We start from the raw sequence: 21,371 nt of genomic DNA, 5'->3' as shown, positions 1-21,371 counted from the left end.
TATTAATAAAGAAAGGACTGTTCTCATGTTTGAAAAAACTTTTTATAAAACATTTTTTAAACACGGATTTAATGAACCAATCCAAGTAAATTATTGGGACGGCAAATCTGAAAAATATGGTGAAGGTGAACCTATGGCTACCATCACTATGAAAGAACCAATTCCGATCAAGGATATTAGAAAGAATGCTTCTATCGCATTGGGAGAAGCTTACATGGACGGAAAAATCGATGTTGATGGAAGTATCGAAGACTTAATCGTTTCAGCTTACCAAAAATCAACTAGTTTTATTCGTGACCATAAATACATTAATTTCCTACCTAAGCAAAATCATAACGAGTCCACTAGTAAGAAGGACATTCAAAGTCACTACGATATCGGTAATGACTTCTATAAGATTTGGTTAGATAAGACAATGACCTATTCATGTGCTTACTTTGAAAACCCTGACGATGACTTGTACGACGCTCAAATGCAAAAAGTACACCACATTATCAAGAAACTAAATCCTAAGCCAGGTCGTACCCTACTAGACATCGGTTGTGGTTGGGGTACATTAATGCTAACTGCTGCTAAAGAATACGGACTAAACGTAGTCGGTGTTACTTTAAGTCAAGAACAATGCGATTACGTAAACGCACAAATTGAAAAATTTGGTTTACAAGATCAAGCTGAAGTTCGTTTACAAGATTACCGTCAACTAGGTGATGAACACTTTGATTACATCACTTCAGTTGGTATGTTCGAACACGTTGGTAAAGAAAACTTGAACGAATACTTCTCATGCATTAACAAATACCTAAAGGATCACGGTGTTGCTTTAATTCACGGAATTACAAGACAACAAGGTGGAGCCTACAATGGTTGGATTAACAAGTACATCTTCCCTGGTGGATATGTTCCAGGTATGACTGAAAACCTAGATCACATCATCAACAATGGCCTTCAAATCTATGACTTAGAATCATTAAGAAGACACTACCAATACACATTGGAACACTGGGACAAGAACTTCAACGATCATATTGATGAAGTTAAAGAAGTTATGGGTGATGACGAACGCTTCTTAAGAATGTGGGACTTATACCTAAAGACATGTGCTGGTTCATTCAAGGCTGGTAACATTGACGTTATGCAATACTTAATCTCAAAGGGTCCTTCAGGACAAGAACTACCAATCACTAGAGATTACATGTACAAATAATTGAAAAAACTATTAAAAAACATCGGTGAAAAAATTTCACCGATGTTTTTTCTTTTAATTGTCTTGACTTTTATTTCTGATTTATGGTTTAATTATAAAAATTTTAATTAGTTTCTAATCTAATTTTAATTTTATATAAAAAATACTTTTTTAAGTAAGGGAGTTGATTCAATATGATAAATGCAACAAAAGACGATTCACCTCAGATGAACGCAGCGAATCTTGCACACGTTGAAGTAAAATCTGGGTTTAAGGATAGTGTATATTTAGTGTTCAATGGGGTGTCTAATGCAATTTTAGTCACACTAGGCGTTGGTTTATTATTAGGTGCTATTGCCAACTTTGTCCACTGGACAGCTTTAGCCGAAATTGGATTAATTTGCCAATACTTAATGGCCCCCGCCATCGGTGCTGCCGTTGCCTCACAATTAAAGACTAATACCTTGGTGTTATTTAGTTCAATGATTGCCGCTACGGTTGGTGCAAATAATGTATTCTTCACATCTGCTGTGACGAATGCAGTTACTGCAACCGGACACGTATTACCTCAACCAGCAGGTTCTGCCGTCTTCATGATTGGACAACCTGTTAGTGCATTAGGTGGCGCTGTTGTCGCCACAGTCATTGGTAAATACCTAACCGGAAAAACACCTTTGGATATGTTCTTAGTACCATTTGCAGCTACATTTGTAGGATGTGTTGCGGCCTTAGGCTTTGCAACAGTCACTACACCTGCACTTGTATGGTTGTCAGGAGTAATTGCCAAGACAATGGTCATTAACCCATTTGTTGGTGGACTAGTAATTTCAGTCGTATGGGCAATCTTTTTAATGACCCCAGCTTCATCAGCAGCATTAGCAATTGCTGTTATGTTGGATCCATTATCATCGGGAGCTGCATTATTAGGAACAACCGCACAATTCGTATCATACACAGTGATGTCATTTAAAGTAAACAAACCAGGCGCAAACATTGCCCAAGGTTTAATTACTCCAAAGGTTCAATTTGGTAACATTACCAAGAACCCATACATCGCAGTTCCTGGTATCGTCTCTGCTGCAATTATCGGACCAGTTGGAACATTAGTATTTCATTTCTCAGTATCTTATAAGATTGCTGGATTAGGTTTGAACTCACTAATTGCTCCAATTACCCTTGCTTCTGAAAGTATGCCAAAACTAGCTATCTATGTAGTCTTAGGTGTAGTTGTACCAGCTGTAATTTCAGTGGTACTTGTTAAAGTTCTAAAGGCTGCTCATAAAATTAAAAATGACGACATGAAAATTGATCTTGTCTAATTACTAAAAAGTACTGGCGATTATCGCTAGTGCTTTTTAGTATATTTGTGGCCCGGTAGAACTTAGTTTTCTATATAAGGGAGTGGATTCAAATGATTGATGTAGCAAAAAAAGACGCCCCACAAATTGATATGGTAAAGTCTTTGTCTTCCGTCAAAGAAAATGTCTTTTTGGTAGTAAGTGGCGTATCAAACGCGATTTTTGTTACGCTAGGTATCGGAATGTTGATAGTTGCCATCGCTAACCTAGTACACTGGTCTGCGCTATACCAGATTGGTGTCATTGACCAGGTCCTAATGGCCCCCGCCATCGGTGCTGCCGTTGCTCATCAGCTAAAGACCAATACTTTGGTTATGTTTAGCTCGATGATTGCTGCTACGGTTGGTGCCAACAACGTTTTCTTCACCGAAAAAACAATCAACGCCGTCACAGCGACAGGTCATTTGCTATCTCAGCCTACCGGGTCATCAGTATTTATGATTGGACAACCAATTAGTGCTTTAGGTGGTGCAATTATTGCTACGATTATTGGAAAGCACCTATCAGGAAAAACACCATTGGATATGTTCTTAGTACCCTTCTGCGCAACAATGCTGGGATCAATAATTGCGTTAGGCTTAGCTGCAATCACAACCCCTGCTCTAGTATGGGTATCAAAAGTAATTGCCAAAAGCATGATTGTAAACCCAATCGTCGGATCAATTACCGTTGCGTTAGTCTGGTCAGTCTTCTTAATGACACCAGCATCTTCAGCGGCACTGGCGATTGCGGTCATGTTAGATCCGCTATCTTCTGGAGCCGCACTACTTGGGACGACTGCTCAATACGTTTCATATACTGTAATGTCATTTAGGGTAAACCGTCCTGGTGCAAATATTGCCCAAGGTTTAATTACCCCCAAGGTGCAATTTGGTAACATCACCAAGAATCCATATATCCTGATTCCTGGAATGGCGTCATCAGCCATTGTCGCACCTATTGGAACGTTATTATTCCATTTTTCCACGACATATAAACTAGCTGGTCTAGGGACTAATTCCTTAATCGTTCCCCTTACCTTCGCTAGTCAAGGTCTAGCCAAACTAGCAATCTATGTTGTGTTAGGCATTGTGATGCCTTCAATTATCTCAGTAACCATACTAAAGTTATTAAAGGCATGTCATAAAGTAAAAAACGATGATATGAAGATGCATATCGTATAAAAACAAAACTAAAAAAGCACTGGTCAATTGACCAGTGCTTTTATTTTATTCTTAATTTAAATAAATACTGCTAATACTAACACAGCAGCTAATCCCAAAATAACTGATAGCGCCATTGATCTTGTCCAATAAGCAATAATAAACACGATTAAGGCAGCTACTAGTTCGGGCGCTTTTCCTGATACCGATAAGGTATACGATGATGTGATACATAGATCCTTAACAACCAATGAGGTAAATAAGGCAATTGGTATGTAACCCATCCATTCGTTAAACCACTTAGGAATCTTTCTTGTTCTAAAGAAAGCTAGTGGGACGAATCTAGGGATAAAAGCAACCACAAAACATAATATAATCAACCAAAAATGTTGAGTTGAATTCCATTCCATAGAATATCTCCTAATCCGTTTTTAAAGTTATTCAGTCTCTTCTTCTTCATCAAACTTATCCTCAGGGGTACCCGCAGGGTTCTTAAATAAGCGAAGCAAGCGATTCTTCTTGTACTTTTCGTAATGGCTTCTAATCCATGATTCAACGAAATATCCAACGAATGAAGCTAACAGAGTTGAAACGACTAATCCTAAAGTGGATTTCATCAATAACATGAATGCAATGGCCAATACAATGGTTAATAGAATAATTAACACCTTTAGTAATGACTTCATTTGCATAACGATCATATAGATAAATAATGCAGTTAGCGCAAAATGAACAACTGTTAGGTTAATTGAAAGTGATGAACCAACTAAACTACCAATAATGGTACTAATTGTCCATACAACCAAAGCATAGTGTTCAATTTGTAATGCATCTTGAGCAGTAAACTTCTTATCAGTTGATAGTTTCAAATAATTTACAGCGTATGTTTCATCATTTAATGAAACTGCAAATAACACAGTAAACCAAAATGACTTACCTTGTAAATATTTAGAAATACTGGATCCTAATAATGCATATCTTAACTCTAGAAAAAACATCATAATTACAATTGATAATAATGGTGAGTTAATGGTTAACATGGAGGCAATCAAGAACTGCGCCCCACCAGAGAAAACCATTAATGATACTAAAGCTGTCAATAAAGTATTAAATCCAGCTGCATGAAGTAAGATACCACATGCAATTCCAATGGGAACGTAGCTAATATTCAAAGGCATTGCCGTCTTCAAGTTGGTTAGCCAACGCGGTTCATTTGGATTTGGTACTTGCTTTGTCAAATAATATTCCCCCGTTTAAAAACAATAGGTCTTAATTTTCAACGATTTATAAACAGTCAGATAAAAATCAAACTTTACCTACTATTATAACGCAAAATAGTTTATTTTATCTAACTTATTTACATAATTTTAATAAAACATCATCATTTTATTATTATAAACACAGTGAATATACTGTTTGTTCAATATTTGCAATAAAAAAAGAGTTATCATTTTGATAACTCTTTTTTAGAATAAACTGGCAATCCATCTCCATGCTCTCACGAAAATGTTAGGTTTATCTCCATCATGATTAGCGATTAAATCAATGCGGTTAGATACACCCTTCATATACTTCACATTGGAGACTTTGGCTGTGGCAATCTTATCGCCCTTATCGAATCCAGCATCAACGCTTGATCCGTCAGCATATTCGCCAGCTGACTTGATGTCTTTAATATTTAGTTTTTGGTTCTTAGTCAACCATACACCTTGGGTAGTTGAAACGGCTAAATCGACCGAGTCATCTTTACCGTTTTCAACATTAATCTTACCGCTATTTCTACCGTCAGTGGCATTCTTAACGGTTTGACCATGAGATAGCTTAACGTAGTGATACTTAGCGTACACGTACTTCATAAGCTTTCTGGTTTGGATGAAACGAGCTGGATCGTATTGACCAGCATTAGGGACTCCCATTACAACGGTGATGATACGGTGACCGTTCTTAACAGCAGTTCCTGTAAAGCAGGCCTTAGCGGTATCGGATGTTCCGGTCTTTAGCCCATCAACCTTGATGTCAGGTAGTTCTTGGCTTCTGCCCTTAATCATCCAGTTCCAATTTAGCATTGTTTGACCGTCAAATTTGGTTGTATTAGCTGAAGTGGTCTTTAAAATATCTGGATAGTATTTCAAAATCTTCATTGCTAATAGTGCCATATCACGAGCCGATAACTTGTTTTCGGCATCAGCTGATACGCCCTTGAAACCAAGTGAGCCAACTTCCCCGTTGGTTAAACCACAGGCAGTATAAATTTTGGCATCGGTAATACCAATCTTCTTAGCTTCCTTACGCATTAGCAAGGCAAATTTTTGGGTACTACCCGCGATACCGTATCCCAATGCCATGGTTGCGGCATTTTCAGAATAGATGGCGGTTTGATAGAGTTGTTTGATTGTGTATGAATTACCCAAACGTAGTTTCACGTTCGCGTAATTATGATCGACACTTAAATCATGAAGTGCCTTGTTAATCTTTACTTTATCGTCCCAATGAATTTTACCTTCTTTAATGTACTTTAAAGTAACATATAAAGTTAATAACTTACTCATTGAAGCAGTTGGTAGTGATTCATTGACGTTTTTAGCATACAATACTTGACCAGTTTGATAGTCAATTGCAATTGCAGACTTAGCGGTCAGTGTTAGTGGTTGGTTCGTACTTAATAACTTATCGACCTCTTGGCCTAATTCTTTACTGCGTTTAATTGCAACAGCCTTTGACGTGTTGGAATTATCAGTAGTGGTTGTAGTGGCCATTGTAGTCTTAGTTGTTTGAGCACTTGCTGTTAAAGGCATTGTAGTGAATATAACTAATGCAATTAAAGCAATACTAAGCTTGGAAACAAGCTTACTTTGCATTCTCGATAACCTCCTGTTGCCCTTCTTCGTGTTTGTTTGGTGTTAACTTATCACCATGTTTGATTGGTAGATGGAGAGTAAACGTTGTTAATTCATCATTAGATGCCACTGAACAGTAGCCACCGTGGATACTAACAACTTCGTATACGATTGCTAATCCAAGACCGGTTCCTCCAGTTGACTTGTTACGAGAGTTTTCGACACGATAGAAACGATCAAAAACATGTTTAATTGATTCTTCAGGAATCTTTTCACCATCGTTAGAAACCTTTATTTCTAATTCCTTTTCATTGACACGGAAACCTTCAACATAAATATTGTGACCATCGTGACCGTACTTCAAGGCATTATTGATTAGATTGTTAATAGCTCGAGCTAAGTCTGAAGGGCTACCATCAATCACTAACTTATCGAAGTTGGTTTTGCTATGCATTTGCATATCCTTTTCGGCCATTTCTAAATCAAATCCAGCAGCGATTTGGTCAATCATTGCCTTCATTTCAATCTTTCTAGTGTTTAGCTTACTGTAATCTTTATCAGTAATTTTTGTGTATTCAAATAAATCATCGGCCAAAGTCTTCATTTGTCTAGCTTTTGAATAGGCAATATGAACATACTTAGCCAAATCTTCTTCACTTGTGTATTGCTTGTTTTCAATCAAACCTAAGTAACCAATGATGGAAGTCAAAGGGGTTCTAATATCGTGAGAAACGTTTGAGATTAACTCATCCTTTGATTTTTCAGTCTTTAGTTCTTCAGACATTGAGTGAATAACATTATTAACTAATACATTAATACTTTCAACGATTCGTTGATCATCACCGATTAGCTTATATGGAATTGTGTAATCAAAATTACCATCAGCGATATAATGCAAATCGTTAATAATATGTTGCTCTTGAATACGTTTATAATGCATGAACAAACGAATATACAACACAAACATATCCAACGCGGCAATCATAACAACAAATCCATTGCTCCAGCTCCATAGTTGGATATGATTTCCTGCAATTAAAGAGTTACCAAAGCGGATTAACTGGTTTCGCCAATCCGGATGAGTGGTGTAATACACTTCTGTTGCAAAGAAAACCAAGAAATTAACTAACAATATAAACAAACTAGTTAGAATAGCATCTGTAACTAATCCAATTCGCTCCTTATGTGTTAACTTGATTGATTTACTATTATTCTTCATTGATTCTGTATCCTACTCCCCAGACAGTTTCAATAATCTTCTTGCCGTCTGTAGCTTCTTCTAGCTTATCACGCAAGTGACTTACGTGGACCATAACAGTTTTGGCAGAAATAATACTTTCTTGGCGCCAAACTCGTTCAAAAATTTCATTGGCAGAGTATACACGACCAGGATGACTTGCCAATAGGTATAAAATACCAAATTCAATTGCAGTTAATTGAATTGACTTGCCATCACTAGTCTTAACTTCGTGTGATTCACGGTTAATAGTCAAGGTAGCAACGTTTAGTACTTCAGGTTCCCCGACAACAACCTTGTCAGTGTATCTTCTTAAAATTGAGTGCATTCGAGCCATTACTTCTAATGGATTAAAAGGTTTTGTTATGTAGTCATCAGCACCACCAACAAGTCCTTCAATCTTATCAATGTCTTCTGTCTTTGCAGATAGAATCATAATTGGTAAACTAATTTCTCTTCTTACTCGTTTTAATACTTCAAAACCAGACATCTTTGGCATCATAATGTCTAGAATCATAAGTCCAATATCACTATTTTTTCTTAATTCTGTTAGGGCGGCTTCACCGTCATTTACAATGACTGTTTCGTATCCTTCGTTTCGTATGTAAATCTTTAATAATTCAGCAATTTCTTGATCATCGTCTACTACTAGAACTTTCATCGAGACGCCTTCTTTCTTTTCGTTTATATAGTTTTATATTAACACAATATAAGGATTTGTTATATAAATGTAAATAAAAAAGACGCTAAAAATTAGCATCTTTTAATATTTTTAACATTTTATTTATAATTTGGTGCATCCTTTGTGATTTGAACATCATGAGGATGTGATTCAATTAGCCCTGCACTAGTGATTTGAACGAATTGAGCATCGTCGTTCATTGCTTGAATATCTTTTGATCCAGTGTATCCCATGGCTGCTCTTAGACCACCAACCATTTGGAAGACAACATCTTTAGCTGAACCCTTGTATTCAACACGAGCTTCGATACCTTCTGGAACTAGCTTGTTAGCTTCGTTTACTTCACCTTGGAAGTAACGGTCAGCTGAACCATGTTGCATGGCTCCAACGCTTCCCATTCCACGGTATGCTTTATACTTAATTCCATTTTCTTCGAAGATTTCACCAGGAGCTTCGTCAGTTCCTGATAACATACTTCCAAGCATTACGGCGTTACCACCGGCAGCGATTGCTTTAGCAGCATCACCTGAGTACTTGATACCACCGTCGGCGATGATTGGCTTGCCCCATTTTCTTGCAACTTCAGCAGCATCGTAGACAGCAGTTAGTTGAGGAACACCAACACCGGCGATAATTCTAGTGGTACAAATCGAACCAGGGCCAATACCAACTTTAACTACATCAACACCAGCTTCGAATAAATCGTTAGTTGCTTGTCCTGTAGCAACGTTACCTGCGATGATTGTCTTGTCAGCATACTTAGCTTTAATTTCTTTTACTTTTCTGATAACTCCTGCAGAGTGACCATGAGCAGTATCAATAATAATAGCGTCAGCACCAGCGGCAAACAAAGCTTCCACACGCTTGAATGTATCTGATGTAACACCAACAGCAGCGGCACATAATAAATGATTATTAGCATCAACTGCTGCGTTAGGGGTTTTGTCGGTCTTTTCTACTGCTTTGACCTTCTTAACTTCTGCGGCCTGATCATCGATAATCATGTTCTTGTGAATTACACCTAATCCACCAACTTCAGCCATGGCAATCGCCATATCTGAGGTTGTAACAGTATCCATACTTGCACTTAAAAATGGTACGTTTAGCTTAACATCATCTGATAAACGAACTGAAGTATCCACATCATTAGGTAAAACGTGACTTTCTGCTGGAATAAGCAATACGTCATCAAATGTTAATCCCTTTTTGGCAAACTTTGTGTTCCAATTATCCATAATCATAAAACCCCTATCTGTTTATTTTTTTAATGTCTAATATACAAAAAATGCCAGAGAAAATCAAATTTAATTTTCACTGACATTTATTTTTATCTTCTATTTGGTGTTCTAGGTGTCATCACATTAACTGTAATTTCGTAGTTCTTGTGGATCCAGAACGCTGCGAATGCTGAGATAGCAGCTAAAATAAAGTTAACAATTGGTGATACGGCGATGTTAATTCCTGCTTGTGGAATTGAAACAATTACCATGAACGCACCAATCCACACAATTACCGATAGGATTAGCAAACCAAAACGCACTAGTCCACTGTATTTGTGCTTAACGTTTCCGTCCAATAATCTAGTCATAATTGGCATAAAGATACCAAATACTAGTGAAATCAATACAAGTGATAAGATTCCGACTGATTGCTTGTCCTTTGCGTTAGTTTGAATCATCAAAGTGATTCCATATAGCAAGTTAAAGATTACAAAGAAGAATAATGCGTTAAAGATTGCATTAGGCACAAAGTTGTCCATCATAGAAATCTTCTTCTTTGGTGGGTTCATAATGAAGTTAATACGTTCTTCAACAGTACCGTATAAATTACGCGCAGTTGCACCGTGCTTTTGTTCAACTAGTAATTCATTCTTCATTTGGTTAACGATTTCGACCTTACGTTCATCTGATAGCTTGGTCTTCTTTAACTCTTTGTTAAATCTAAACATGTAATCTGAATTACGTTTAGTCAAACCAATCCCATCAAATTGTTGACGAGTCTTTTGTTCTGCTTCATGTCTGTTTTGTTGTACATGAGCATTTCTCTTTTCAGTCATTGATGTCGTCCTTTCCGATTAAACGTTGAATCTGAAGTTTACAATGTCACCGTCTTGCATAACATAATCTTTACCTTCAACACGTAGCTTACCAGCTTCCTTAACGGCTTGTTCGCTACCTAGCTTGTCTAGGTCGTCAAATGCCATTACTTCTGCTCTAATGAAACCACGTTCGAAGTCTGAGTGAATAATTCCGGCAGCTTGAGGAGCCTTAGTACCCTTTAGATAAGTCCAAGCCTTAGTTTCCTTACCACCTGCAGTGAAGAATGTTTCTAGGCCTAATAGGTTGTATGAAGCACGAATTAGCTTGTTTAGACCTGGTTCAGTAACACCTTCAGCTTCTAGGAAAGTAGCCTTGTCTTCGTCATCTAATTCAGCAATTTCTTCTTCAGTTTCAGCAGCAATACCGATTGCTTGCGCGTTTTCCTTAGCAGCGTATTCCTTAACTAGTTGGAAGTACTTTGAGCCTTCTGGATCAGCCATGTCATCTTCTGAGATGTTAGCAACGTATAGCACTGGTTTTGAAGTTAATAAGAATAGTCCCTTAACAATCTTTTGTTCATCTTCGTCAAAGTCGATTGAACGAACTGGTTTACCAGCTTCTAGGACTGGCTTAATCTTTTCTAGGACAGCTAATTCAGCAAGAGCGTCTTCGTCCTTACCCTTAGCAGCCTTTTGAACACGACCTAAACGCTTAGTAACTGCATCTAAATCAGAGATACCGAGTTCTAAGTTGATTGTTTCGATATCAGCGATTGGATCAACCTTACCAGTAACGTGGGTAATGTTGTCATCGTCAAAAGAACGAACAACGTGAACGATAGCGTCCACTTGTCTGATGTTTTCTAGGAACTTGTTACCAAGACCTTCACCCTTACTTGCACCCTTAACGATACCGGCAATATCGGTAAATTCGAAAGTAGTAGGCACAATCTTCTTAGCTGGAATTAGTTCTTGAATTCGATCAAGTCTGTCATCTGGTACTTCCACCATCCCTACGTTTGGGTCGATTGTGGCAAATGGGTAGTTAGCCATTTCCGCACCAGCTTTAGTAATCGCATTAAATAATGTAGATTTACCAACGTTTGGTAAACCAACAATTCCTGCTGTTAATGACATATTAATAATTCACTCTTTTCTTTAGATTTAATCTTCTTGTGTACTTTGAATTACTTTTTTCATTTTCTTTTCAAATTCACGACGTGGAAGCATAACCACATGGCCGCATTTTTGACATTCAATCTTAATGTCTGCACCCATTCGAATAATCTTCCAACTATTCTCGCCACATGGGTGGGCTTTCTTCATCATGACAACATCATTTAATGAATACATATTGAGCACTCCTTTTAGTCTAAGTTAATATCTAAAATTTGCAAAATGCGGTTTAAATCATCATCTGATGCGTAACTGATTTCAATCTTACCAGTCCCCTTCTTAGAACGGTTATTTGAGATTGAAACGGATGTTTGAAATTTATCTTGTAGTTCATTTTCAGAAGCACGTAAGAATGGTGACTTCTTGGTTGAACGACGTGGTTTCTTTTTCTTCTTAGGTGATGAACTTAGGTTTTCAATTTCCTTTTCAAGTTGGCGCACAGTCATAGTTTGTTCGTATGCCTTCTTGGCCAATTTGATTAGTTCATCCTTCTTCTTAACTGATAGTAATGTTCTTGCTTGTCCCATTGAAAGTTGGTTCTTAGTAAGCATGTCCTTTACTTCAGTTGGTAAACCTAATAGACGTAAGTAGTTAGCGATGTATGGACGTGATTTACCTAAACGTTTTGATACTTCAGCTTGAGTAATATCTAGCTTAGTCATCAAGGTGTTGTAAGCTTCAGCTTCTTCGATTGGATTTAAGTCCTCTCTTTGAAGGTTTTCCATCACGGCGATTTCCATCATTTGTTCATCAGAAGCATCACGAACAATTGCCGGAATCTTTTCCTTACCTGCCATGCGTGAAGCACGGTAACGTCTTTCACCAGCAAGAATTTCGTATTCGTCCTTTCTGCCGCTAGTCTTTCTTACAATGATTGGTTGGAATACCCCAGATTTTTCAATCGAACGGGTTAAATCTTTAAGTGCATTTGTATCGAAATGCGTTCTTGGTTGGAAAGGATTTGGAGATAACTTGGTTAGCTCTAATTCCAATACGTCTTCTGAGTTGGCGTCGATATCATTATCAGCAAACAATGCTTGAATGCCTCGACCTAGTCCTTTGTTATTCACCATGAGCAGCTAACACTTCCTTTGCAAATTGCATGTATAATTCTGAACCCTTTGAATTTGGATCATAATCAATGATTGGTAATCCGTAACTTGGGGCTTCTGATAAACGCACATTTCTAGTGATGATTGTGTCGTATACCTTATCACCAAAGTACTTACGAACTTCATCGTTAACTTGTTGACCTAATTTAGTACGTGAGTCATACATGGTAAGTAGAACTCCTTCAACGTCTAAGTCTGGATTAAAGTGTTTCTTAACTAATTGAACAGTGTTTAATAATTGGCTTAGACCTTCTAGTGCGTAGTATTCGGTTTGCACTGGAATTAAGATTGAGTCACTGGCAGTAAATGCGTTGACAGTGATTAATCCTAATGAAGGTGGACAGTCAACTAGTACGTAATCGTATTGATCTGAGACTGATTTTAGGGCATTTAATAAACGTGTTTCTCTCGCCATTTGAGGAGTTAATTCAATGTCTGCCCCTGATAGTTGAATTGTTGCTGGTACAATGTCTAAACCTTCATGTTTTGAAGGAATAATGGCTTCTGAGATTGGTTCTTCATTAACCAAGATATCGTAAATATCTTTTTGGATGTCGGATTTTTGAATACCTACTCCTGAAGTTGCATTTCCTTGGGCATCAGCATCGATTAGTAATACCTTTTTACCCATTGTTGCAAGGTCTGCACCTAGGTTAACGGAAGTGGTAGTCTTACCAACTCCACCCTTTTGATTAGCTAATGATATAACGTGTCCCATTAAAACCCCTCCTCTAGTCTACTTATTACTTGAACCAATTGGTTTCTTGTTTGGTGTACCCGCTTTTCGTGGATATTGTTTTGGTGTGTTCTTTACCTTTTCTAACACGACCATGTTACGTGGATCATTTGAAACCGGCAGATTGAATTCATCATCTGAAATCATCTTACCACCTAAAGTAGTAATCGCGCTTTTTCCGTCTGATAGTTCATCTTTAGCCTTAGATGCCTTTAGTGCAATCATTCGTCCGCCGACCTTAACTAGTGGCAAACAAAATTCTGCAAGCACACTCATTCGAGCAACTGCACGTGCGGTTGCGATATCAAATGATTCACGGTATTGAGATTTTTTACCACCAAATTCTTCTGCTCTGGCATGGTGTAATTCAACATTGGTTAGTCCTAATTTAGTAACTAGTTCATCCAAGAAGTTGATTCGTTTGTTTAATGAATCAATGATGGTGACCTTTAAGTTAGGAAAAACAATCTTTAACGGAATGGATGGGAAACCGGCACCGGCTCCAACATCACATAGGGTTAATTCTTCGGTTCTCAAGTCTTCTGCAAAGAATGCAGGAGTAATTGAATCAAAGAAGTGCTTTAAATATACCTCATCCCTATCAACAATGGTTGTCAGATTAACGTGTTCGTTAGTGGAAACTAACGATTCATAGTAATCTGCAAATTGTTGCATTTGGTGGTCAGTCAATTCGATATTGTGTTTTGCTAATTGACTCTTGAATTCTTCTGGATTCATGCAAATCCTCCTATTGTGAAACATGATTGTTTCACATCTATCTATACTTTAACTGATATTAATCTTTTTTACAATCATGAAACATATACTTCTCCATTATAACCAAAATTAGGCTAATTCGTCACTAGATTATCAAAAAAATACATATAAAAAGACGATCATCCGATCGCCTTTACTATAGCATTGCTGTCATTATCAAATTGATTAAAAACAACCCGCTTAAAATATAGTTAATTGTACTAATTGATTTGATTTGGCCATTGAAGATTTTCACGATTGGATAAGCGACAAAGCCGAATGCCAATCCAATTGAGATACTTCCGGTCAATGGAATCAATACCACGATTAGAAACGCTGGGAACCATTCAGCAAAGTCATCCATGTTAATGGTCTTTAGATTGGATAACATCAAAGCACCTGTGATGATAATTACCGGTGCAATCGCTGCTTGCGGTACTAAGTCCAAAAAGCTGATGAAAAACGTTGAAAGTAAGAACATTATTCCAGCGGTAATTGACATGATTCCGGTTCTAGCACCTAGTTGAAAACCAGCCACACTTTCGGCAGCCGATACGGTCGGACTGGTTCCTAAGATACTAGAAATGATTCCAGTAATTGAAACAGTTCTAAAAGTCTTCTTGAACTTCTTCATGTCCGGTAAGATTCCGGCGTTTAATCCCATCGATTCAAACACCAAGATCATCGTCATTGAAAATGATGCCATGATAAATGGTGTCGTCCAGACGTTTTTAAAACTAAAGTCGAACAATGATTTGTGATATTGCAAGATATCAATCAAGTGGGTGGTCTTAACCCCACTGTCATGAATATGGAAGATAATTCCGACAATTGTGGTAATCACAATTCCAATGAAGAAGTTTCCCTTCACGTTCTTAATGTATAGAACAATCGTTAGAATCAATCCAAAAATGGCTAGTAGCAACGATGGATTCTTAAATGATCCAATCGTTAACAACGAATTCTTCCCTTGTTGAATTAATCCGGCCTTTTGAAGACCAATCTCGACTAAAAACAAACCAATGCCTGCGGTAATCGCTGACTTCAATGAATCAGGAATGCCACCCTGTAAGATGTCCGTAAATCGGCTAAATGCGATTAATGCAAACGCAATCGTCGATACTAATGAAACGGTCAACGCTTCTTGATACGACAATCCCATGTTTAACACCATCGTGTAGGTGAAAAACGCATTGACACCCATCCCCGGCGTAATCACTACTGGGGAGTTCGCATAGAATCCCATGATAAAGCAACCGATGACAGAACTAATAATTGTCGCAAAGACGGTCTGGTGAACATCCATCCCCGCATCCGCTAGTATCATTGGATTAACTACCAAGATATACGAGATTGCGAAGAATCCAGTAATCCCACCTAAGACCTCTGTCTTAAAAATTTCTTTGTCCCTTAAAACGTCTAAAAGAGACAGCGCGGCTGTCTCTTTTTTCGACGTTTTGTTCAACTTATTACTCATTAAACAAAATCCTTAATCTATATATATTATGTTTCTATTTTACCATACAAATAGACCAACGATTCCTGCAGATAGTAGTGAAACTAAAATTCCTGATAGAATCATGTAACCTACACTCTTTGAAATAGCGTTGTTTACTTCACGGTTAACGATACCCTTGAATGCACCAATGATCATTCCTACTGTAGAAAGGTTAGCAAATGAAGTTAGGAAGACAGTTAATTGTGCACGGTAGTGAGGAGCGTATGAACCGATGTGTGATGATACTTTACCCATAACAACGAATTCGTTAGTTACCAGCTTAGTACCCATGTTTTGCGCAAAATCAAAAGCAGTATGCACGTCTGAACCCATTAACCAAGCAAATGGGAACATGATGATTCCTAAGATGTGTTCTAGGGATAAACTAGGATTGATTGCACCTAAGATCTTGTCAATTAATGCAGCTAAAGCAACGAATGCGATAACGTTTGCAGTAATGATTAAGATTAATTTACCAGCACCTAGGATTGAGTCACCCAAGAATGAGAAGAATGGTTCTTTCTTAGCTTCTTCTGCGTTTTCAGGATGTTCACCAACGGCAACTTCAGCAGTTTGTGAAGAACTACCTAAATTAGCGATAGTATCTTCTTCTGGACTAACTGAAGTTGGCATTAAAATACTAGTTACAATAACAGCATTTAAGATGTTCAATGGAACGGCAGTCAATACGTATTGACCTGGAACCATTTGAGTGTATGCTCCAAGAATTGAGGCAGTCACACATGACATTGACATCATGGCAATGACAACATTTCTTACTGCTGAGATTTGTTTTAATTGTAGAGTTGAAACAGCAAGTGCTTCAGTGTTACCTAAAAACATCATTTCAACAGCGAAGAATGATTCAAACTTAGGTTGGCCAGTTATGTATGCCAAACCTTTACCTACCCATTTGATGATCCAAGGTAGGATTCCAATGTAAGTTAAGATATCAAACACTGGAACGATTAATAAAATTGGTAGAAGTGCTGAAGTTACAAAGTCCATTGACTTAACGTGAACCCAACTAGGTAGAGCAAAAGCGATACCTTGGTAGGCGACTTCAACTAATGCTGAGAAACCATTGGCAGCGGCTTCAACAGCAGCACGACCCCATGCAAATTGTGTTAAACAGTAAGCGATTACTAGGTTTGACACTAAAACAGTAATTACTGAACGCCATTTAATTTCTTTCTTGTTCTTTGAAAAAATAAATGCAATCCCTAGGAAAACAATAATTCCTAAAATATTAACTAACAAATACATAAAATTTCTAATCCTTTCTCTGCGACAAAAAATATAGTGACAAATAGCTTATTTTAGTTGCGCAACACCCCTTTCAATATTAATTAATTACTTAACTTCGTTGATGAAGTTTGGTTTAGTAATTTCACCATCGTCTAAATCAAAGAACGCAACGATTGCATTAGCAACCGCCCCTAGTGAACGTTTAATTCCCAATGACTTACCTTCATTCTTATTTGGATTGAAGACAATTAGTGGTAAATATTCACGCGTAATTCGATTGTCCCTGGTTGGATCAATGGCATATGAAGAAGTGATTAGTAGTAAATCATTATCCCTTAGTCGTTCTAAGACCTTACCGATTGTTTCATCCAACACATTTAGTTGCTTAGCATACCCAACACTATCGTTCATTCTGGCGAAGTGTCTTAGCTCTGGTAACTGGCAGTAAATTAACCCGCTCTTTTGGGTCCTCATTTTAGCTGACAATTCAATAAAAGCTTTGCTATCATCAGGGACTTGGACCATTGAAATATCGTCCTGTTTTTCCCAATAATAAGCAAAGCTTGAAATAATTGAAACACTATGTTGTTTTTCTGCTAGCAAGTCCATTACAGAAGCTGTACGGACACCGGCAGTGTAGTCAAACATCTCACGAAATGAGGCACTACCCCTGTTGCTGTCAACTGTGGTAACCATTTTCCCAAAGAAGCCACGAGGAGCGTCAATTTGTGGAATTGACTTAATCTCGTTGTCCCAGCGTACGTTGCCAAGACCTAGGTTAATTAAATTAGAAACATTTAGCCCCTTATCAGCGATATGGCCTAATGTGTCGGCACCAATAGAATCAAAGTGATTGGCATCGGGAGCTTCGCCTAAACCAAGTGAAGCAATATCCAAAACAATCATTCTTTTGTGTGTCATTGTGTGCCCTCCTAATTTTATTTATTAACAAATGAGTATATCATAAATGGCAATTGTGTCAATAAAAAAAGGCGCGGATATCCGCGTCTTTTTCGGCTTATGTGCCCCTGCCAAGGACCTTCATTATACCAAAAAAATTTATGAGTATATAAAATTAAATTTTTACTAAGTTTTTGATATCATAATAGGTAATATATACATATTAATCGGAGTTGATTAAATTGGATCTTACAAACAAAACAGTCGTGGCCTTAGGTGACTCCGTCACTCGTGGCTTCGATGGAACCGTCAACCTACGCTACAACTATCCACAATACTTAGCCAAATACTACAATTGCCGTGTCTGTAACAACGGGATCAACGGTGCTACTATCTATGAAACACTGGAAAAAGAAATTGAAAAAATCAAAGATAAGCAATACGACGTTATCGTCTTAATGATTGGAACCAACGACTATGGTCATCTAGATGTTCCTTTGGTCCGAATCATTTCCAAATTAACTAGATTGATTCGACAACTTATTAGTGAACATCATGAAGCAAAGATTTACGCAGTGCTTCCACTAACTCGTTTTGATGATGACAAGAACGCCGCTGACGTGATTAGATATTCTAACTACACCTTCAATCAACTACTGGATGGATTGACCGAAGTCTATTCAGCATTCCAAATTCCATTCATTGATTGGCGTGAATATCACTCAGAGTTTATCACCGACTTTAATTACAAGGACATGTACCAAGATCAACACGTCCACCCTAACGCATATACTTATCGTAAACTGGCCTTTTACATAGGTGACTTCATCAAAAATAGTTAAGATTTCCTTAAATTGGCCGAAATAATTCGCCTAAAAAATCCCCTCGTGCTAGCTTGTTAAACGCAAACCACACGAGAGGATTTTTTTATGAATGAAACAAATTTAAAAAAAGAAGCAATCGAAAGTAAAGATGGCACCACCTTCGTTGATGTCGACAAGCTGCCGATTAGTATGGTCAACCACCGTTTTAATTTCAAACAAATCAACTGGCATGACCTGTTGATGCTAGTGGACGTGTATGATCGCAGCAAACGATATTCAACCATGGTGATTGAAAAAGGTTTTAACTTTTACTTACTGAAATCATCGACCACCGCTTTAATCAATAAAAAGCTACAAATGGAATGCATGCTGCACAAGCACTTCAATCGAAGCGTCTGTGAGGAACTGCATATCAAAAATAAGTTTCCGATTCTAACCACCGAGGCATCCCTGATTCCACTGCCCTCCAGTCATAAGACTCGGTCCTACTCTTGGTTTAACGCCAACCTATTGAGCTATTGCATCCCCTATTCAACTGATAAGTTCTCCTATCTATACATGCACGGCAAAGAAACCCATCTCAAGGTCAACGCCAGCGGGTACTACCTGCAAAACAAGTTCAAGGACCTCATGATGATTCATAACTTCATCATCTACTACACCCAAAAGAGTATTAACTGTATTAATTTCGTCAAACAGAGTCGGTTTAATAACCCAAATTTATCCTGTGCCAACTCAATCTTATTCGACGACCAAATATACCATGACATCTATTTGAAAACGGCTAAGTACATGTATGAGGATTATTTAGCAAATAAAAAAGAGTAACCACTATTGGTTACTCTTTTTGTTTTTGAATCTTCTAACGATGACATAGCCGAAGACGTCGACCCAACTAAGTGTGGTAACTAGGAAGATGACATCCATTCCTAATCCAGTACGATAAGATACTGTTAGCACATTCTTACCTGGCTTAGCCTTAACGGTAACGGCACCAACTTGACTAAGGCGAGCTGGCTTAATTTTCTTACCGTTTAGGACTAACTTAGTGGCTGAGTACTTAACGACAGTTACTCTAAAACGTCTAGTCTTTGAGTGATGGTTATACCATGTGACGGTCAATGATCCATCCTTGTTCACCTTCTTGGTGTAGCCACCCTTAATCTTGAAGTTGTGCTTAATCAATTGACGGTGGTTGTTCAAGTATGGATGCACACTAGCATAATTATCCTCGTTGACTGCCTCAGTAGCTGGTAAGTAATCAGGTGTTGTCTTTAGAATATCGTTAACTAGATACGACTTGTTTGGACTTTCTAGGTCCTGTAAGTATGTTCGATTATATTTTTTATTGTAGCTAAACGCATGGTTAACCGGGATGACAGAATCATTGTTTTGTTTCATCGCAATGGTTTGAGATACCCCTAGGTTGATTGCTTGGAAGTTTAATTCCATGTTTAACGCAAAAACGAAGAATAGCATTGCGTAAGTGAATGCTCGACTTGGGTAGTGCAATGGTTTTAACGTCAAGGCGTGCTTGTCGTTAGTCAAAATCATCCCTAGTAATAAGAAGAATAGGATGAATGGTACCACCGCAAAACGTTTAGGGAATTGCACCAATGTGGTTAGCTTAGGAAATTCAACTTGTAAACGAGTCCATGGCACGATGTTAGTAGACAGTACCAAGAAACCAAACCCCACACAGCCCAGTGTTCTTACAACGTAGTTTAGCTTCTTCCATCTAGTAATCACGTAGTAGATCACATACAAGAAGATTAACAGTTCCATTGGCTTCACAACGCTTTGAATTGATTCGCCGTGAAGTGAAACTGTGAATAGTTGCATGCTGGTTTCTGGGAATGTTGGAATCAAGAAGTTATGTCTAAAGATTGAGATCATGACTCCCCAGACGTTAAAGGTCAATGCAAGTGTTAATACAATTGCGATTAAACCATCCTTAATCATCTTCCATTTTTCCTTAGTTAGCACCAAAGAAACAATGATTATAGGAAGGGATGCCCCGAAGGCAATCAAACTCGATACCACATGGGTTTGAATTAGGACTGCCATTCCAACGGATACCCCTAATACCGGGATTCTTAGCTTTTGTAGCATCAAAGTAATTCCGATGAAGAACACCGGCATGACGGCAGCACCGACTCCGGTGAATTGTTGGTTAATCACCCATACGAATACGGATGATCCAATCATGTATAGTGAACCCATTAAGATGGAGTAATCACGACTAACACCGTTAACCTTACATAACCAATACATTGAAAATGCAGCGACTAACATCACTAGCATTGAACTTACAATTTCAAAAACAATCCAGTTGTAACTTAGCAATAGGACAAATCCACCAATGTATGCTACTACCGGTCCATACAAAGCATTAACAATTCTTCCCGTTTGTAAGAAACCGTAGTTCATTTGGAAGTAATTATAACTTCCATTTCTGATTTGCTCAGCAGTGTCATAAAATCGATTAAAGTGAAAAATCGTATCGTAGCTTAAAATTAATGTGTTATTTAAAATCAAGCTGCTAAGCGCAATCAACCCCAATAATCCAAATACGAGCAGCGGGAAAAAGCGGCTTTCATGTACTTTTTTAGCCGCATTTCTCAGTTGTTCCAAAACTATCCCT

The 21,371-nt window shown here is 37.9% G+C and carries 21 protein-coding genes; 5 read left to right on the top strand and 16 right to left on the bottom strand.

The features are described 5' to 3' along the window. The first annotated feature begins 25 nt into the window (after positions 1 to 25). From RZ55_RS01260 to RZ55_RS01250, 3 genes are all read left to right on the top strand, one after another. Positions 26 to 1,204: an SAM-dependent methyltransferase gene (locus tag RZ55_RS01260; RefSeq protein WP_057175566.1), complete on the top strand. Its 1,179-nt coding sequence runs from the start codon at positions 26 to 28 to the stop codon at positions 1,202 to 1,204. Between the two features lie 206 nt (positions 1,205 to 1,410). Then, positions 1,411 to 2,502, top strand: coding sequence for a PTS transporter subunit IIC (locus RZ55_RS01255; RefSeq protein WP_057175575.1), 1,092 nt, complete (start codon positions 1,411 to 1,413; stop codon positions 2,500 to 2,502). 92 nt (positions 2,503 to 2,594) lie between these two features. Next, complete coding sequence (locus tag RZ55_RS01250; RefSeq protein WP_431354836.1) at positions 2,595 to 3,704, top strand: PTS transporter subunit IIC; 1,110 nt, start codon at positions 2,595 to 2,597, stop codon at positions 3,702 to 3,704. Positions 3,705 to 3,760: 56 nt separating this feature from the next. On the opposite strand, the gene RZ55_RS01245 is transcribed toward RZ55_RS01250, so the two are convergent. From RZ55_RS01245 to RZ55_RS01175, 15 genes are all read right to left on the bottom strand, one after another. Further along, positions 3,761 to 4,093 carry an AzlD domain-containing protein gene (locus tag RZ55_RS01245; RefSeq protein ID WP_034532687.1) on the bottom strand — a complete coding sequence of 111 codons (333 nt, stop codon included), beginning with the start codon at positions 4,091 to 4,093 and terminating at the stop codon, positions 3,761 to 3,763. A gap of 27 nt (positions 4,094 to 4,120) precedes the next feature. Further along, complete coding sequence (locus RZ55_RS01240; protein ID WP_081034485.1) at positions 4,121 to 4,861, bottom strand: AzlC family ABC transporter permease; 741 nt, start codon at positions 4,859 to 4,861, stop codon at positions 4,121 to 4,123. A gap of 288 nt (positions 4,862 to 5,149) precedes the next feature. Further along, positions 5,150 to 6,541, bottom strand: coding sequence for a D-alanyl-D-alanine carboxypeptidase family protein (locus RZ55_RS01235; RefSeq protein ID WP_057175563.1), 1,392 nt, complete (start codon positions 6,539 to 6,541; stop codon positions 5,150 to 5,152). Beyond that, the gene (locus RZ55_RS01230) at positions 6,531 to 7,739 is read right to left on the bottom strand and encodes a sensor histidine kinase (protein WP_054482894.1); all 1,209 of its coding nucleotides are present in this window, start codon (positions 7,737 to 7,739) and stop codon (positions 6,531 to 6,533) included. The genes RZ55_RS01235 and RZ55_RS01230 overlap by 11 nt, the downstream gene beginning before the upstream one ends. Further along, on the bottom strand, positions 7,729 to 8,418 hold the full coding sequence (locus tag RZ55_RS01225) for a response regulator transcription factor (RefSeq protein ID WP_034532684.1): 690 nt from the start codon (positions 8,416 to 8,418) through the stop codon (positions 7,729 to 7,731). Before RZ55_RS01225 ends, RZ55_RS01230 begins: the two co-directional genes overlap by 11 nt. A gap of 119 nt (positions 8,419 to 8,537) precedes the next feature. Next, the gene (guaB, locus tag RZ55_RS01220; RefSeq protein ID WP_053792443.1) at positions 8,538 to 9,674 is read right to left on the bottom strand and encodes an IMP dehydrogenase; all 1,137 of its coding nucleotides are present in this window, start codon (positions 9,672 to 9,674) and stop codon (positions 8,538 to 8,540) included. Between the two features lie 92 nt (positions 9,675 to 9,766). After that, positions 9,767 to 10,495 carry a DUF1129 family protein gene (locus RZ55_RS01215; RefSeq protein ID WP_057175562.1) on the bottom strand — a complete coding sequence of 243 codons (729 nt, stop codon included), beginning with the start codon at positions 10,493 to 10,495 and terminating at the stop codon, positions 9,767 to 9,769. 18 nt (positions 10,496 to 10,513) lie between these two features. Further along, entirely contained in the window at positions 10,514 to 11,614 is a 1,101-nt protein-coding gene (ychF, locus tag RZ55_RS01210; RefSeq protein ID WP_034535011.1) for a redox-regulated ATPase YchF, read from the bottom strand. Between the two features lie 27 nt (positions 11,615 to 11,641). Next, on the bottom strand, positions 11,642 to 11,830 hold the full coding sequence (locus tag RZ55_RS01205) for a DUF951 domain-containing protein (protein ID WP_034532678.1): 189 nt from the start codon (positions 11,828 to 11,830) through the stop codon (positions 11,642 to 11,644). 14 nt (positions 11,831 to 11,844) lie between these two features. After that, positions 11,845 to 12,726, bottom strand: coding sequence for a ParB/RepB/Spo0J family partition protein (locus RZ55_RS01200; protein ID WP_057175561.1), 882 nt, complete (start codon positions 12,724 to 12,726; stop codon positions 11,845 to 11,847). Then, a complete protein-coding gene (locus tag RZ55_RS01195) occupies positions 12,716 to 13,483 on the bottom strand; it encodes a ParA family protein (RefSeq protein WP_034535006.1) in 768 nt (255 codons plus the stop codon). Before RZ55_RS01195 ends, RZ55_RS01200 begins: the two co-directional genes overlap by 11 nt. Before the next feature lie 18 nt (positions 13,484 to 13,501). Continuing rightward, the gene (rsmG, locus tag RZ55_RS01190; RefSeq protein WP_057175558.1) at positions 13,502 to 14,239 is read right to left on the bottom strand and encodes a 16S rRNA (guanine(527)-N(7))-methyltransferase RsmG; all 738 of its coding nucleotides are present in this window, start codon (positions 14,237 to 14,239) and stop codon (positions 13,502 to 13,504) included. A 175-nt stretch (positions 14,240 to 14,414) separates the two neighbouring features. After that, positions 14,415 to 15,734, bottom strand: a complete 1,320-nt coding sequence (locus RZ55_RS01185) for an NCS2 family permease (RefSeq protein WP_143444173.1) — start codon at positions 15,732 to 15,734, stop codon at positions 14,415 to 14,417. A 39-nt stretch (positions 15,735 to 15,773) separates the two neighbouring features. Next, positions 15,774 to 17,021 (bottom strand): NupC/NupG family nucleoside CNT transporter, encoded by a 1,248-nt coding sequence (locus tag RZ55_RS01180; protein ID WP_057175557.1) that lies wholly within the window; start codon positions 17,019 to 17,021, stop codon positions 15,774 to 15,776. Between the two features lie 87 nt (positions 17,022 to 17,108). After that, on the bottom strand, positions 17,109 to 17,924 hold the full coding sequence (locus RZ55_RS01175) for a hypothetical protein (protein ID WP_057175555.1): 816 nt from the start codon (positions 17,922 to 17,924) through the stop codon (positions 17,109 to 17,111). Positions 17,925 to 18,145: 221 nt separating this feature from the next. Between RZ55_RS01175 and RZ55_RS01170 the strand changes: the two genes are divergently transcribed. Beyond that, positions 18,146 to 18,745, top strand: coding sequence for an SGNH/GDSL hydrolase family protein (locus RZ55_RS01170; RefSeq protein WP_057175554.1), 600 nt, complete (start codon positions 18,146 to 18,148; stop codon positions 18,743 to 18,745). Between the two features lie 87 nt (positions 18,746 to 18,832). Continuing rightward, a complete protein-coding gene (locus RZ55_RS01165; RefSeq protein ID WP_057175552.1) occupies positions 18,833 to 19,555 on the top strand; it encodes a hypothetical protein in 723 nt (240 codons plus the stop codon). A gap of 3 nt (positions 19,556 to 19,558) precedes the next feature. Here RZ55_RS01165 and RZ55_RS01160 read toward each other — a convergent pair whose 3' ends face one another. Continuing rightward, positions 19,559 to 21,361, bottom strand: a complete 1,803-nt coding sequence (locus RZ55_RS01160; RefSeq protein ID WP_057175550.1) for a hypothetical protein — start codon at positions 21,359 to 21,361, stop codon at positions 19,559 to 19,561. Between the last annotated feature and the right edge of the window lie 10 nt (positions 21,362 to 21,371).

Origin of the sequence: Apilactobacillus kunkeei (assembly GCF_001421115.1) — a bacterium.
Classification (GTDB): domain Bacteria; phylum Bacillota; class Bacilli; order Lactobacillales; family Lactobacillaceae; genus Apilactobacillus; species Apilactobacillus kunkeei_F.
The sequence above is the reverse complement of the archived record's forward strand: the minus strand, read 5'-3'. Positions and strand labels throughout refer to the sequence as shown.

Excerpts from the sequence above, each read along its gene's own strand:
- RZ55_RS01180 (WP_057175557.1), bottom strand. The coding sequence starts at position 17,021 with ATGTATTTGTTAGTTAATATTTTAGGAATTATTGTTTTCCTAGGGATT.
- RZ55_RS01225 (WP_034532684.1), bottom strand. The coding sequence starts at position 8,418 with ATGAAAGTTCTAGTAGTAGACGATGATCAAGAAATTGCTGAATTATTA.
- RZ55_RS01245 (WP_034532687.1), bottom strand. The coding sequence starts at position 4,093 with ATGGAATGGAATTCAACTCAACATTTTTGGTTGATTATATTATGTTTT.
- RZ55_RS01230 (WP_054482894.1), bottom strand. The coding sequence starts at position 7,739 with ATGAAGAATAATAGTAAATCAATCAAGTTAACACATAAGGAGCGAATT.
- RZ55_RS01200 (WP_057175561.1), bottom strand. The coding sequence starts at position 12,726 with ATGGTGAATAACAAAGGACTAGGTCGAGGCATTCAAGCATTGTTTGCT.
- RZ55_RS01260 (WP_057175566.1), top strand. The coding sequence starts at position 26 with ATGTTTGAAAAAACTTTTTATAAAACATTTTTTAAACACGGATTTAAT.
- RZ55_RS01215 (WP_057175562.1), bottom strand. The coding sequence starts at position 10,495 with ATGACTGAAAAGAGAAATGCTCATGTACAACAAAACAGACATGAAGCA.
- rsmG (WP_057175558.1), bottom strand. The coding sequence starts at position 14,239 with ATGAATCCAGAAGAATTCAAGAGTCAATTAGCAAAACACAATATCGAA.
- RZ55_RS01250 (WP_431354836.1), top strand. The coding sequence starts at position 2,595 with ATGATTGATGTAGCAAAAAAAGACGCCCCACAAATTGATATGGTAAAG.
- RZ55_RS01185 (WP_143444173.1), bottom strand. The coding sequence starts at position 15,734 with ATGAGTAATAAGTTGAACAAAACGTCGAAAAAAGAGACAGCCGCGCTG.
- RZ55_RS01165 (WP_057175552.1), top strand. The coding sequence starts at position 18,833 with ATGAATGAAACAAATTTAAAAAAAGAAGCAATCGAAAGTAAAGATGGC.
- RZ55_RS01240 (WP_081034485.1), bottom strand. The coding sequence starts at position 4,861 with ATGCCTTTGAATATTAGCTACGTTCCCATTGGAATTGCATGTGGTATC.
- guaB (WP_053792443.1), bottom strand. The coding sequence starts at position 9,674 with ATGGATAATTGGAACACAAAGTTTGCCAAAAAGGGATTAACATTTGAT.
- RZ55_RS01235 (WP_057175563.1), bottom strand. The coding sequence starts at position 6,541 with ATGCAAAGTAAGCTTGTTTCCAAGCTTAGTATTGCTTTAATTGCATTA.
- RZ55_RS01255 (WP_057175575.1), top strand. The coding sequence starts at position 1,411 with ATGAACGCAGCGAATCTTGCACACGTTGAAGTAAAATCTGGGTTTAAG.
- RZ55_RS01205 (WP_034532678.1), bottom strand. The coding sequence starts at position 11,830 with ATGTATTCATTAAATGATGTTGTCATGATGAAGAAAGCCCACCCATGT.
- ychF (WP_034535011.1), bottom strand. The coding sequence starts at position 11,614 with ATGTCATTAACAGCAGGAATTGTTGGTTTACCAAACGTTGGTAAATCT.
- RZ55_RS01175 (WP_057175555.1), bottom strand. The coding sequence starts at position 17,924 with ATGACACACAAAAGAATGATTGTTTTGGATATTGCTTCACTTGGTTTA.
- RZ55_RS01195 (WP_034535006.1), bottom strand. The coding sequence starts at position 13,483 with ATGGGACACGTTATATCATTAGCTAATCAAAAGGGTGGAGTTGGTAAG.